The sequence below is a fragment of the [Clostridium] ultunense DSM 10521 genome, assembly GCF_000511955.1.
GTDB classification, from domain to species: Bacteria; Bacillota; Clostridia; order Tissierellales; family Tepidimicrobiaceae; genus Schnuerera; species Schnuerera ultunensis.
Genome location: NZ_AZSU01000005.1, coordinates 39879 through 54144 on the forward strand (window position 1 = coordinate 39879; position 14266 = coordinate 54144).

14 protein-coding genes and 1 riboswitch are annotated in these 14266 nt (G+C 33.3%); of the genes, 6 read left to right on the top strand and 8 right to left on the bottom strand.

What is annotated here, in order from left to right; genetic code table 11:
• The 4 genes from CUL_RS0112170 to CUL_RS0112185 all read right to left on the bottom strand — a co-directional run bounded on the left by CUL_RS0112170 (position 1) and on the right by CUL_RS0112185 (position 2121).
• Entirely contained in the window at positions 1–429 is a 429-nt protein-coding gene (locus CUL_RS0112170; protein WP_005582249.1) for an aspartate carbamoyltransferase regulatory subunit, read from the bottom strand.
• Complete coding sequence (pyrB, locus tag CUL_RS0112175) at positions 429–1343, bottom strand: aspartate carbamoyltransferase (RefSeq protein WP_005582248.1); 915 nt, start codon at positions 1341–1343, stop codon at positions 429–431. Before pyrB ends, CUL_RS0112170 begins: the two co-directional genes overlap by 1 nt.
• Positions 1344–1605: 262 nt before the next feature.
• Positions 1606–1863: a spore coat protein gene (locus tag CUL_RS0112180; RefSeq protein WP_005582247.1), complete on the bottom strand. Its 258-nt coding sequence runs from the start codon at positions 1861–1863 to the stop codon at positions 1606–1608.
• A 12-nt stretch (positions 1864–1875) separates the two neighbouring features.
• Positions 1876–2121, bottom strand: a complete 246-nt coding sequence (locus tag CUL_RS0112185; RefSeq protein WP_201767896.1) for a hypothetical protein — start codon at positions 2119–2121, stop codon at positions 1876–1878.
• Between the two features lie 100 nt (positions 2122–2221).
• Between CUL_RS0112185 and CUL_RS0112190 the strand changes: the two genes are divergently transcribed.
• From CUL_RS0112190 to CUL_RS0112205, 4 genes are all read left to right on the top strand, one after another.
• Positions 2222–2485: a YkuS family protein gene (locus CUL_RS0112190; RefSeq protein WP_025641986.1), complete on the top strand. Its 264-nt coding sequence runs from the start codon at positions 2222–2224 to the stop codon at positions 2483–2485.
• A 77-nt stretch (positions 2486–2562) separates the two neighbouring features.
• Positions 2563–2667, top strand: a riboswitch (SAM riboswitch).
• Between the two features lie 98 nt (positions 2668–2765).
• The gene (locus CUL_RS0112195) at positions 2766–3770 is read left to right on the top strand and encodes a methionine ABC transporter ATP-binding protein (protein WP_025641988.1); all 1005 of its coding nucleotides are present in this window, start codon (positions 2766–2768) and stop codon (positions 3768–3770) included.
• Positions 3771–4412, top strand: a complete 642-nt coding sequence (locus CUL_RS0112200; protein WP_025641990.1) for a methionine ABC transporter permease — start codon at positions 3771–3773, stop codon at positions 4410–4412.
• Positions 4413–4425: 13 nt separating this feature from the next.
• Complete coding sequence (locus CUL_RS0112205) at positions 4426–5226, top strand: MetQ/NlpA family ABC transporter substrate-binding protein (protein WP_005585019.1); 801 nt, start codon at positions 4426–4428, stop codon at positions 5224–5226.
• Between the two features lie 31 nt (positions 5227–5257).
• Here the strand turns inward: CUL_RS0112205 and CUL_RS0112210 are convergent, their stop codons facing one another.
• A complete protein-coding gene (locus tag CUL_RS0112210) occupies positions 5258–5851 on the bottom strand; it encodes an HD domain-containing protein (protein WP_005585018.1) in 594 nt (197 codons plus the stop codon).
• Positions 5852–5949: 98 nt separating this feature from the next.
• Here CUL_RS0112210 and CUL_RS0112215 point away from each other — a divergent pair, with 98 nt between their 5' ends.
• Together CUL_RS0112215 and CUL_RS18465 are read left to right on the top strand one after the other, a co-directional pair.
• Positions 5950–6159, top strand: coding sequence for a CDIF630_02480 family spore surface protein (locus tag CUL_RS0112215; protein WP_005585017.1), 210 nt, complete (start codon positions 5950–5952; stop codon positions 6157–6159).
• Positions 6160–6189: 30 nt separating this feature from the next.
• A complete protein-coding gene (locus CUL_RS18465; RefSeq protein ID WP_005585015.1) occupies positions 6190–6366 on the top strand; it encodes a CDIF630_02480 family spore surface protein in 177 nt (58 codons plus the stop codon).
• A gap of 17 nt (positions 6367–6383) precedes the next feature.
• On the opposite strand, the gene nifJ is transcribed toward CUL_RS18465, so the two are convergent.
• The 3 genes from nifJ to CUL_RS0112235 form a co-directional block, all read right to left on the bottom strand.
• The gene (nifJ, locus tag CUL_RS0112225) at positions 6384–9911 is read right to left on the bottom strand and encodes a pyruvate:ferredoxin (flavodoxin) oxidoreductase (RefSeq protein WP_025641999.1); all 3528 of its coding nucleotides are present in this window, start codon (positions 9909–9911) and stop codon (positions 6384–6386) included.
• Between the two features lie 159 nt (positions 9912–10070).
• Positions 10071–12431 carry a phosphoenolpyruvate synthase gene (gene ppsA / locus CUL_RS0112230; RefSeq protein WP_025642000.1) on the bottom strand — a complete coding sequence of 787 codons (2361 nt, stop codon included), beginning with the start codon at positions 12429–12431 and terminating at the stop codon, positions 10071–10073.
• 132 nt (positions 12432–12563) lie between these two features.
• The gene (locus CUL_RS0112235; protein WP_025642001.1) at positions 12564–14195 is read right to left on the bottom strand and encodes a methyl-accepting chemotaxis protein; all 1632 of its coding nucleotides are present in this window, start codon (positions 14193–14195) and stop codon (positions 12564–12566) included.
• Positions 14196–14266: the final 71 nt, after the last annotated feature.

Here is a 14266-nt window from a genome sequence, read left to right on the forward strand (position 1 = left end):
CTATCCCTCCCAACTATATATCTGATCGCAATATTCACATTTATAAGTCCCTTTTTCTTCATCTATAAGTATGAACTTATGGACTATATTTCTCTCAACTGATGTAACACATCTAGGATTCTTACATTCAATTATACCTTCTACCTTCTCTGGCAGGGATAGATTTATCTTCTCTACTATCTTTTCATTTTCAATAATATTTACAGTAATATTTGGATCTATAAAACCTAACATGGTTAGGTCTACATCGATAACATTTTCTATCTTAATTAAATCTTTTTCCCCATATTTTTTACTTGGAACGTTCATTATTAAGGCAACTGTAAAATCTGCTGTATCTAATCCTAAATGCTTAAATATACTGAAACCATATCCAGCCTTTATATGGTCGATTACTATTCCTTTAGTAATGCTATCTATATATAACATTACATCACCCCCAATAATTTGGTAATAAGAGCCATTCTAATGAACATTCCATATTCTACTTGATCAAAATAGCAGGCCCTTGGATCCTCATCTACTTCGTAACTTATTTCATTTACTCTTGGTAATGGGTGAAGAATAGATAGGTCCTTTCTAGCTAGTTTCAATTTCTCCTTGTCTAGAATATAACTATCTTTTAATCTAATATAATCTGCCTCATTAAAGAATCTTTCTTTTTGTACTCGTGTCATATAGAGTATGTCAAGCTTATCTATTACATCTTCTAATCTTTCTACTTCTATGAAAGGGATATTCTTCTTATTAAGAATTTCCATCTTTATATATTCAGGTATTTGTAATTCTTGAGGAGAAATTAGAATAAATTTTATATTTTCATACCTTGACATGGCTTTTATAAGAGAATGAACTGTTCGACCAAATTTTAAATCTCCACATAGGCCCATGGTTAGATTTGAAATTTGACCTTTTGTCCGCTTTATTGTTAATAGATCTGTTAAGGTTTGGGTAGGATGTTGATGTCCTCCATCACCTGCATTTATGATAGGAACTTGTGAATAATAGGAAGCATATCTCGGTGCCCCTTCCTTTGGATGCCTCATGGCAATAATATCCACATAGGAGCCAACGGTACGAATAGTATCGGGGATACTCTCACCTTTCATTACAGAACTAGAGCCAGGTTCAGAAAAACCTATTACTTGGCCACCAAGTCTTAGCATGGCTGCCTCAAAACTAAATCTAGTTCTTGTACTTGGCTCATAGAATAATGTAGCTAATATCTTGTGGCTACAGATATTATTAAAATCATCTTCGTTTTTTATTATTTCTTCTGCTAATTTAAATAAACTTTCCAATTCATCTATGGATATATCCATAGGATCGATTAAATGTTTCATATTCTTACCCCCTTCTAGTCTCTCTGGACCTAGTTAAAGGACTGCGTAAAAAAACCTCCCTTTAAAGGAAGGCATAAATTACCCTGTTTACGCTTTCCTTTCTGAACTCTCTGGTTCAGTTTAAAGGTCTTGTATCCTTATAAAGGTAACATAATAAAATAAAAAAGTCAATGAAAATAATATATAAATTGTCACCTAGGAAATAGCGAGTAAATTATCTCTATAGCTATATTCTAGGTGACAATTATTTATTTTAATCTTTCTACTGCATGCCTCCACCAGTTAGTCCTGATTTTACTTGTTGAATATCGTTAGCATTAGCAGGTGGTGCTGGAACATAATATCCCTTTTGTTCAGCTATTTGGAATAATTGATATTGAAATTGTTCTGCCTCATTCCTTAATTGTTGTAATGTACTCCTTAACTGTTGATTAGCACACTCTGTTATAGCTTTGTTATAACAATCAATACTAGCTTTAGTTGTGGTTATAGCATCATTTACCATATCTTTCTCTTGCATTTGTTATCCCTCCTACTTTAATGAATTTATAAAACTTGTAACCGTTGTCTGTGCATCCTGGCCTGATTGTTTAAATAATTGTTTAAGTTGTTGATCTTGACATTGGTTTGAATAAAAATCATATTTTGTAACCATGTTTTGGTGTGCACCTATAATCTCTCTAATGTTCTGCAATTCCATCTGGTTAATATTTCCCATATTAATAGGATTTTTTAATGCCATAGAATTACTCCTTTCATTTATTTCTTTTAACTTCATTTAATATTTTGTCTATCCTTATATCTAATTATGCATGGAAAAAAACTCATAAATATTATCTTTGAATGAGGAAATAATAATTTTGAATGGAGGTGAGATAATGGCAGGCAAAATTATAGTTGAAAACACTTTAACACCTTATATTAAACATTTAAAAAGTCTAGGTTATGATGTATATACCCTATATAAGAATTCTAATTTAGAAAATATTACTTCTGATGAATATAAAGCTATTGTGGTATCTGGATTAGATGTTTTGAGCACTAGCGGAGCAACTCATAGTAACCCTCCAGTGCCAATAATTGAAGCAAGTGGCCATACTCCAGAAGAAATTCATAATATTATACGAAATAAATTAAAATAGATAAAGTCTAAAAAGGTATTGACAAAAAAGGATTCTAGTATTACAATAGTTCATAAATACAAAAAATAAATAACACGCTCTTATCAAGAGTGGTGGAGGGAACTGGCCCAGTGAAACCCGGCAACCTGTATAAACAAGGTGCTAAATCCAGCGGTATTAATCTTTATACCGAGAGATAAGAAAGAGATAATTACCTCTTTCTTGTAAAGAGGTTTTATTATTTGAACCTCTATTGAATATAGAGGTTTTTTCTTAGGCATTTATTAAAGGGGGATCTTTAGTGATAAAAATTGAAAATCTATCAAAGAGTTTTGAAAATGGAAACAATAGAATATGGGCAGTACAAGATGTTAACCTTCAAATCAACAAAGGAGAAATTTTTGGAATCATTGGCTTAAGTGGAGCTGGAAAATCTACCCTAATCCGATGTATGAATAGATTAGAAGAACCTACGGAAGGAAAAATTTATATTGAAGGAATGGATATTACCTCTCTTAATAAAAAAGATTTAAGAAAGGTAAGAAAAAATATTGGCATGATCTTTCAACATTTTAATCTACTGTCCCAAAAAACTGTATATAAAAATATTGCTTTTCCATTAGAACTGGAAGGCCTTTCAAAAAAAGAAATTGATTTGAGAGTAAATACTCTATTAGATTATGTAGAGCTTTCTGACAAAAGAGATGCCTATCCTTCCCAGTTAAGTGGTGGCCAAAAACAAAGGGTTGCTATTGCCAGGGCTTTAGCAAATAATCCTAAAATCCTGTTAAGTGATGAAGGGACTTCAGCGTTAGACCCAAAGACTACAAAGTCTATATTGGATTTACTTAACAGGATAAGGGAAGAATTTAATCTTACTATAGTGTTGATAACCCATCAAATGGAAGTTGTGAAGGATATTTGTGATAGGGTGGCTATTATTGAAGATGGTAGGATTATTGAGATGAATGAGGTGGAAGAACTATTTAAGAACCCAAAAACCCATACTGCAAATACTTTTATTAGCGGTTTAAAATCCCATGTAACCGATGAAAAATATTCACCTGATGAATTCAATGGCACCCTTATTAGACTTAGCTTTTTAGGGGAAAGTGCCAAGAAACCCATTGTGTCTCAAGTAGTTAAAAAGTTTGATATTAACATCAATATACTGTCAGGAGATATTAATCAGTTGGTGAGAACAAGTGTAGGATATTTAATCCTTGAACTTACAGGAGAAAGGGATGAAATAAAAAGAGCTATAGAATATCTAAAAAATGAAAATGTAAATGTGGAGGTGATGTAGATGGCTGAATTGATTATTCCTTCCCTATTGGAAACATTGTATATGGTGTTTTTCTCTACGGTTTTTTCCTTATTAATAGGATTTCCTTTGGGAATTGTATTGGTTATTACAGAAAAAAATAATATATGGGAAAAGCCTGTATTAAATAAAATTTTAAATAGTGTTATAAATGTACTGCGTTCTTTTCCATTTATAATACTTATGATTGTAGTATTTCCTCTATCCAAGCTAATAGTTGGGCAAAGTATTGGAACTACTGCCACCATTGTTCCTCTTTCCATAGCTGCTGCACCTTTTGTAGCCAGGATTATCGAATCTTCCATAAAGGAAGTTGATAAAGGAGTAATTGAATTGAGCCTTTCCATGGGGGCAACTGTACCAGAAATAATTTTTAAAGTACTTATTCCTGAGGCTATGCCTTCCTTAATATTAGGTATAACCATGACCATAATAAACTTAATTGGTTATTCAGCCATGGCTGGGGCCATAGGCGGAGGTGGATTAGGGAATTTAGCAATTAGATTTGGATTATATGGATTTAAAACAGATATTATGTTAGTTTCAGTCTTGGTAATCATATTATTGGTTCAGGGAATACAGTATCTAGGAAATAAACTATCAGCAAGTATCAATAAAAAATAAGGGGGAAATAAAATTGAAAAAAATTACATTAATAACTTTAACCGTTGTATTAGTTTTAGCGTCTTTAGTAGGATGTAGTAACAATGAAAGCTCTGATAATTTGATTAGGATAGGAGTATCTCCTAGACCTCATAGAGAATTAATCGAGTTTATAGAAGAAGACTTAAAGGAAGAAGGAGTAGAACTTAAAATAATTGAATTTGATGATTATGTTAAGCCAAACTTAGCTTTAGCTGAAAAGGAACTAGATGCAAACTTCTTCCAACATGAGCCCTATATGAACAATTTTAAAGAAGAAAAAAATATAGACATAGTTTCCATTGGGGGAGTTCATATTGAGCCAATGGGATTGTATTCAACTAAATTTGGGAATATTGATGAATTGGGAGATGGTAGCGAAATTGCTTTTCCAAACGACCCAACTAATGGAGGAAGGGCATTACTCCTTCTTGAGAAATATGGATTGATTAAATTGGATTCTAATGCAGGTATATTAGCTACTGAAAATGATATTATTGAAAATCCAAAAAATTTAAAATTTACAGCTCTAGAAGCTGCCTATTTGCCAAGGGTGTTAAATGAAGTAGATGGAGCTATAATAAATGGAAATTATGCTTTAGAAGCTAGCTTAGTACCTACAGAAGATTCTTTAATATTGGAAGAAAAGGACTCACCCTATGCTAATATAATAGCCATAAGAGCTGGTGAAGAGAAAGAAGACAAGTATATTAAATTGATGAAAGTACTACAAAGTGAAAAAGTTAAAAAGTTTATTGAAGAAAATTATGGCGGTGGAGTAATTCCCGCATTTTAATTTGGGCGGCGGTTACAAACCGCCCATTTATTTACTCTCTCGTAATATAGCCTTTGTCAAAAGCATCCTCTATCATCTTTTGAGTGAATTCCCACAGTTCATCTGAAGATTCTTTTAAAGGGGCAATTCTTTTGTAAACCTCCTTTTTTGAAACATCAAATTTTTTCCATGTCCCTCCGCCAGAAAAATAGTTGTTGAAAAATGGTTGCAATCTATCCATAGAAGCTGCAAAGATAGCCTCCTTTGTTTTCATCTCTTCAAATTCATCCCATAGGTTTCTTAATTCTCTACCTTTATCTTCTTCCAACATACCAAATATCTTATCTGCTGCTTCTAATTCTCTTTCCTTTTTATCCTTATTCCCTTCTTTATCATAACAAAAGGTATCTCCTGCATAGATTTCTACCAAATCATGGACTAAAAGCATCCTTATTACCTTGCATAGATCTATATCTTCATTGGCATATTCGGATAAAATCATTGCCATTACCGAAATATGCCAAGAATGTTCAGCATCGTTTTCTCGTTTAGAATTATCGATTAAGCTAGTCTGTCTTAATATGGATTTCATCTTATCTAATTCTACTATAAACTCTATATCCTTTAACAATCTTTTGCTAGTCAAAATATCATCTCCTCATAGTTTATTAAAGATATTATTACCATATTAGTTTAACATATTTTCATCAATTGAGTAAATAATAAATAGAAGGAGGGAACTTTATGACCCATAAAAATAGAAAGCCTAATGAAAAATCCACTATAAAATCCAATATAGGCTATCAAATGTATAAAGAGCCTAGAAACTTAAATACTACAACAGATGCCTTCTATAATGTAGAAAGGAGGAAAGATAGTACCAATGTAGCTATACCTACTTTAGATGCAGTAATCGAGGCAAAAGAATGGGTAGATAATGTAAATAAAAAATAGATTATAAAACTATTTTTTAGGAGGATTATAATGGCCAAAAAAGTAGATAGCAAAGTTAAACAGAAAAAAATGTCTGTCCCAATTGAAGAACAAAGATACGCTGCTTACTATGATATACAAGGTTTGCAGCCTGAATCTAGGGTTCCAATTCCAACTTTAGAAGGAGTTGTAAGGGCAAAGGAATGGGTGGAGGAAAACCAAAAATAGGAGTAGAAATTCTACTCCTATTCCATTTCCGATAACTTTTTATAAAGTCTATATCGCTCCTTTGCATCCCATTCTGCCTTTTCATATAGTTTTTCGGCTAATTCAGGGAATGTAATCTTATTTTGTGAATATCTTACCTCTCCCATTATAAAATCCTTAAAGGGAACCTTTGGTTCCTTTGAGTCTAAAGTGAAAGGATTTTTACCTTCCTCTTTTAACCTTGGGTCGAATCTATAAAGATGCCAATATCCTGATTCTACTGCCTTTTTCTCTTCTGCAACAGATTTCCCCATACCCATTCTTATACCGTGATTTACACAGGGAGAGTATGCAATTATCAAAGATGGACCCTTATAGGATTCTGCTTCTACTAAGGTCTTTAGTGTATGATTCATATTGGCTCCTAAAGAAACCTGACCTACATATACATAACCATAGGTTGCAGCCATTAATCCTAAATCCTTCTTCTTGGTTCTTTTGCCAGAATAAGCAAACTTAGCTGCAGATCCAGTAGGAGTAGCCTTCGAAGATTGACCTCCCGTATTGGAATAAACTTCCGTGTCGAATACCAATATATTTACATCTTCACCACTTGCTAGTACATGATCTAATCCACCATATCCTATATCATAGGCCCAACCGTCTCCTCCTACTATCCATAGGCTTTTCTTTATTAGAAAGTCCTTTCTCTTTAATATCTCTTTGATTATATTGTTATCCCTATATTGATCCTTACTTATTATTTTGAGTACTTCATCTGATATTTCTTTGGACTTTTCCCCTTCATCTATATTTTCTATCCATTGAGTAAATATGTGGTTACATTCATTGCTTATATTTGCTTTTATACCTTCTTCCATTAAATCTCTAATCTTTTCCCTAATCTGCTTTACTGCTAAATGTATTCCCAGTCCAAATTCTGCATTATCTTCAAATAATGAATTAGCCCAGCTAGGCCCCTTTCCGTTGTGATTTTTCGTATAGGGAATACTTGGTGCACTAGCTCCCCAGATAGAAGAACAGCCTGTAGCATTGGCAATCATCATTCTATCTCCAAATAATTGGGTTGCTATTATTAAATAGGCTGATTCTCCACATCCAGCACAGGCTCCATGGAATTCTAATAGAGGTTTTGCAAATTGGCTACCTTTAACCGTAGTTTTAGTCATTAAATTGTCTTTGTAGGTAATATTGTTTGCTATATATTCCCAATTATCCTTTTGTCTTTCTATCTCTTTACCTGCATCTACCATTACCAACGCCTTTTCTTTGGCTGGACAAACATCAGCACAATTTCCACATCCAGTACAATCTAAAGGACTTACTTGGATTCTAAACTCTAGATTTTCCAGCCCCTTCCCAACTGCCTTCTTGGTTTCAAAGGTTTTTGGCGCTTTTTGTTTTTCCTCTTCATCTAATAAAAAAGGTCTAATTACAGCATGGGGACATACAAAGGAACATTGATTACATTGGATACAGTTTTCAGTTTGCCATTGAGGAACCATTACGGCAATACCCCTCTTTTCATAGGCTGTAGTCCCTAAGGGGAAAGTCCCATCTTCCATGCCAACAAAAGCAGATGTAGGAAGATCGTCTCCATCATGCCTTGCCATTGGTTTTTGAATTCTCTTAATAAATTCTGGTTCATCTTTTATTTTTTCATCTTCTACCTCTTCTATATCAGCCCAATTATCTGGAATATTGACCTTTGCCAATCCTTCTATTCCCATATCAATGGCCTGGTAGTTTAATTTAACTATCTCCTCTCCTTTTCTGCCATAGGTTTTCTGAACAAACTCCTTTAAATGGGATACTGCTTCTTCTATTGGCATAACATTTATTAGTTTAAAAAATGCTGCTTGCATTATCATATTTATCCTTTTACCAAGACCTATATTTTGTGCTATTTTTTCTGCATCTATAATATAGAAATCAATATTATGTTTCTTAATATGTTTCTTTAGCTGAGAAGGCAAATGTTCTTCTAGCTCTTCCATATTCCAAGGACAATTTAGAACGAATATTCCTCCATCTTTTAATCCTTTCAATATATCATAATGATAAATATAGGATTTATTGTGACAAGATACATAATCGGCATCATATATTAAATAAGATGACTTAATAGGAGTCTTTCCAAACCGTAAATGGGATATGGTAGTTCCTCCAGATTTTTTACTATCATAGGAAAAATATCCTTGTGCATATAAATCCGTATTATCCCCTATTATCTTAATAGCCATCTTATTAGCTCCTACAGTACCATCAGAACCTAATCCCCAGAATTTACATCTGATATTATCCTTAGGAGATGTATCTACTTCCTCTAATAATTCCAAGGATGTATTGGATACATCATCAACTATACCTATTGTAAATCTATCCTTTGGATTGGGATTTTTCAAATTTTCATACACTGCAATTATTTGAGATGGGGTTGTATCCTTAAGGCCTAATCCATACCTACCTCCCACTATCAATGGATTCATATCTGAGTTATAAAATAATGCTTTCACATCAAGATATAAAGGCTCCCCTAAAGATCCGGGTTCTTTAGTTCTATCTAATACTGCAATTTTATTTACCGTCTTTGGCAACACTTTAAAGAAATGTTCTCTTGAAAAGGGTCTATAAAGATGAACTTTGATTAATCCCACCTTTTCCCCTTTATCTAGCAAATAATCTATTACCTCTTCTATAGTTTCACAGACAGAACCCATGGCAATTATAATATTTTCTGCTTCATCGTGGCCATAATAATTAAAGGGTTTGTAATCTCTTCCGGTTATTTTGTTTATCTCCTTCATATATTCTTCAACTATATCTGGTATTCTTTCGAAATATGGGTTTGCCACTTCTCTCCCTTGAAAATAGATATCAGGATTTTGGGCTGTACCTCTTAAAACAGGTCTTTCCGAATTTAAGGATCTATTTCTAAACTCATCTACTGCATCAAAATCCAATAGTTTTTTCAAATCATCATATTCTATTACTTCTATTTTCTGTATCTCATGACTGGTTCTAAATCCATCGAAGAAATGTAAAAAGGGGACTCTTCCTTTTATAGCTGAAAGATGAGCTACTCCTGCTAAATCCATTACCTCCTGGACACTATTGGAGCATAACATTGCAAATCCCGTTTGTCTCGTAGCCATTACATCCTGATGATCTCCAAATATACTTAAAGCATGGGTAGCTATAGCCCTAGCACTAACGTGGAATACTGCAGGTAGCAGTTCTCCAGCCATTTTATACATATTTGGTATCATAAGTAAAAGCCCTTGGGAAGAAGTATATGTAGTGGTTAAAGCTCCTCCTTGTAAGGACCCATGAACTGTGCCAGAAGCTCCTGCTTCAGATTGCATTTCTATTACCTTTACTTCTTGATGGAATATATTTTTATTCCCAGTACTAGACCAGGCATCAACTAATTCTGCCATAGGCGAAGAAGGTGTAATTGGATATATTGCAGCTACTTCTGTAAAAGCATAGGAAATATAGGCCGCTGCTTCATTTCCATCCATTGTTCTCATTATCTTTGCCATAACAAACCTCCATATTATTGTTCTAGTATTTAGTATTTTACAAATTAGAATAATAATACATATAGTTTGATTTTCTATACAATTTTAATTAAAATAAAGAAAAAACCTAGAGGAAAACCCTCCAAGTTTTTTCAAGGTCTATTAATGGCTATTAATTTATTATAAACTTCTTATTTTGTTTAATATCATCCTTTGTTCTACTGTTGCAACTAATCTTCTAGTATAGGCTACTGTATCTGGGTTGACACTTATACTATCTATTCCCTCCTGGACTAAGAACTCTGCAAATTCTGGGTACTGGGATGGACCCTGGCCACAGATGGATATGGTCTTTCCATACTTATGGGCCGCCTTTATAAGTATGGTTATAGCCCTTTTTACTGCTTCGTTTCTCTCATCAAAATATCCCATATTGTTCAGAATACCCGAATCCCTATCTGCTCCCATTACTAGTTGAGTTAAATCATTGCTTCCAATGCTAAATCCATCTACCATTTGAGCAAATTCTTCAGCTTCAAATACTACGGATGGCACTTCTGCCATAATCCATATTTTAAAGCTTTTATCCTGAATCAATCCTTCTTCTGCCATTATCTCTTTTACCTTCTTTAATTCCCAAGTAGTCCTTACAAAAGGCAACATAGCCCATACATTTTCCAAGCCAAATTCCTCTCTTACCTTTTTCATAGCCCTACATTCTAATCTAAATCCTTCTTCATATTCAGGGGAGATATATCTGGATACTCCTCTCCAACCTATCATTGGATTTGCTTCTATAGGTTCTACTTCATCTCCACCTTTAAGACCTCTGAACTCATTGGTTCTAAAATCGCTTAGTCGTACTACGATTGGTCTAGGATATATTTCTTGAGCAACCATGGTAATTCCTTCTGCCATCTTATCTATTAGTAATTGGCCTTGCCCAGTTTTTACTAAATACATGGGGTGAGCTCCTACTAAATTGGTAAAGATAAATTCTGTTCTCATAAGGCCAATTCCGTCAAAAGGTAAATCTTTATATCTGCCTATTATAGATGGTTCTCCTAAATTCATATATATCTTAGTAGCTGTTATAGGTGCTAATTGACTTAATAAATCTGCATTAATAGTTTGACCTTCAGATATAGATGCATCCTCTTCTTCTTTTTTATCTTCCTGAAGAACTATTCCTTCATACACAACTCCTCTTTTTGCATCTACAGTTATTTCCATGCCTTCTTCTAGTACTTCCGTTGCTCCTTTAGCTCCTACTATACATGGAATTCCTAGTTCCCTTGAAACTATGGCAGCATGACAAGTTCTGCCGCCTTCTTCTGTTACTACAGCGCTAGCTCTTCTCATGGCCGGAACCATATCTGGGTTGGTCATAATAGTTACTAAAACATCTCCATCTTCTACTCTGGCTATTTCTGATATACCTTTTATATTCTTAACCTTGCCCGAGCTAATGCCAGGTGAAGCTGCTAAACCCCTCACTAAAGCTTTCAATTCTTCTTGTTTCGTTTCTTTTTCCAAGGTGGTCCCTCCTTTTAAAGTAGTAATTGGCCTAGATTGCAATATATACAGTTTATTAGTATCCTTGTCATATCCCCACTCTATATCCTGAAAACTTCCGTATATTTCCTCAATCTTCAACCCATAATTAGCTAATTCTATTATTTCTTCATCGGATAAACATTGTTTGTTAATATTTTCATACCCTATATAGTCTCCTACCTTGATTTCAATGGTACCTATGCCGATGTCTTTTTTTACTACCATAATGGTTTTTTCTGCAATATGCTTTTCAATAATCTCTTTGTTTCTTTTATCTACAATATACTCATCAGGGGTTACAGCTCCTGAAACTACTGCCTCACCAAGACCCCAACTGGCATTTATCATTATTTCACCCTTGTTATTGCTTACTGGGTTTGCAGTAAACATTACCCCTGACTTTTCACTGTTTACCATCTTTTGTATTACTACAGAAAGGCTAACATCAAAATGGTCAAATCCTTGATTTTCCCTATAATATATAGCTCTTGCTGTCCAAAGAGAAGCCCAACACTTTCTAACGTGATTTAATAGTTCTTCTTTACCACTAATATGGAGATAAGTATCCTGTTGTCCTGCAAAGGAAGCTTCTGGCAAATCTTCTGCTGTAGCTGAGGATCGAACAGCTACTTCTGGATTCCTTATTTGAATTTCGTCACTAAATTGATTATAAGCTGTTATGATCTCATTCTCCAAATCTTCTGGAACTTTAGCAGAGTTTATTAGTTTCTGGATTACTCCACTTGCCTCTTGTAACTCAATAGAATCTTCTACATCTAGATTATGGATTTTCGATTTAATTTTGTCATTTAGGTCTGCTTTGTTGATGAAGTACGTATAAGCTCCAGCTGTCACACAAAATCCTGGAGGCACATCTAAACCCTTTTGAGTGAGTTCTCCTAAATTTGCTCCTTTCCCACCAACAATAGGTATATCATCTTTATCTATTTGGCTGAACCATCTTATATATTTAAGCTCCACCATGTATAATACCTCCTATTATCTTTATATTACGTATATATTATAGCACATTTATATAAATATGCTATACTTTTTATTATTTTTTTTTAAAAAAGTACCTTAAGAATAATTTATCCTTAAGGTACTTATCCAATACTAACTTTCTATCTCAATATCAAAGCCTATTATTCCAATAAAATTGTTATCTATATCCTTAATTTGAGCTGAAATGGTGATATTAACCTTTTTTGTATCTAAGCTAATGTAAAAATCAGAAATATAAATTTCATCTTTTAAAGCCCCTACAAACCAAGGCCTATTCCTTACGTCAAAGTCTTCAATTTCTTCACTAGCAGACATTAATTTCCCATTGGTGTTGTAAAGATATATTAGGTCTATATTGGGATTCTTGCTAATTATATCTTTATATATATCCTTATGAGCTTTTAGATTGAAAGTCTTTATATCCTCATTTTCTATAACTTCATTGACTATTTTAAGGTTTCTTTGAATTATCTTATCTAATACCTTTTTATCTATAGTAACTTTAGAATGGTATTCAATTTCTTTTTCTAACTCTCTGCTCATATGGTTTAGAGTTGCAGCATTATTGCTTATATCTTCCATAATTGCTGTTTGTTCTTCTATAGAAGCAGAAATTTGTTGAGTTCCAGATACGGTTTCTTCAGATATTAATGTAATCAGTTTTAAATTTTCAATAATTTCATCTAATTCATTTAGCTGATTGTACATCTTCTTATCTGTTGCCTTAATTACACTATTAATGGTATTTAGGGTATCATTGGTTTCCCCAAAAGATAACTGGGTTTTCTTAGCTAAACCTGCATCTTTTTGTTCCTCAACTATACTCTCTTTTAAATTTGATAGTAATGTATTTACATCCTGCTCAAACTGTTGTATCATATTGTTAATCTTGTCCGTAGCCTCGCCAGTCATTTCTGCAAGTTTTCTTACTTCGTCTGCTACTACAGAGAATCCTTTTCCATATTCTCCAGCTCTTGCAGCTTCAATGGCAGCATTTAAAGCTAAAAGATTAGTTTGACCTGATATATCCTTTACCATATCCACAATATTGTTTATTTCATCTACATTTTTAGATATCATTTCCGCTTCTTTAATTAAATTTTGATTTCTATTCATTCTATTTGTCATGTTTAAAATTAAATTTCCTAATATTTCTCCTGTTTCAACAAATGATTCTTTGGTTTTTTTCCACTGTTCCTGAGCCCTCTTGTTTTCTTCTGTTGTCTCCAATGATATAGATTTTAAACTGTTGTTCATAGTCATTAATTCTTCTACCTTGTTTTTTTGCTCTTCAGCTCCCATGGATATTTCCTCTATGGCTTGGGCTATTTCATTGATTGATTGGTTAGTTTCTTTGGTAGCTATGGCTAATTCATTGGTTATACCTAAAGCTTGCTGGGAAGAGTATGTAATTTGGGATAAGGCTCCCCTATAATTGTCCAATATTTGATTAAGGTATTTCCCCAATTTACCATATTTTTTATTAGAAATATCAAACTTTTTTGATAGGTTTCCCCTTGCTACCTCTTCTATCCCTCCCTCAATCCTTTCCCTAATATCCCCTTTATTTCTAAATATATATGCTACTATGTCCAAAATAAGAATGGCGGCCATAACTAGATAAAAATATATAGGTATGGGATAATAGGTATAAACAAAAAATAAAATACCAATAGATAATAATTTTAGGATAAATAATAAAATAAGAATCCCTCCTTTTTTCATATATATCAATTTTATCATATTAGAGAAATTTTCCAATATGTTTATAAAAATGACAAATATTGAATCAAATTATAAAAAAGAAAATCCCG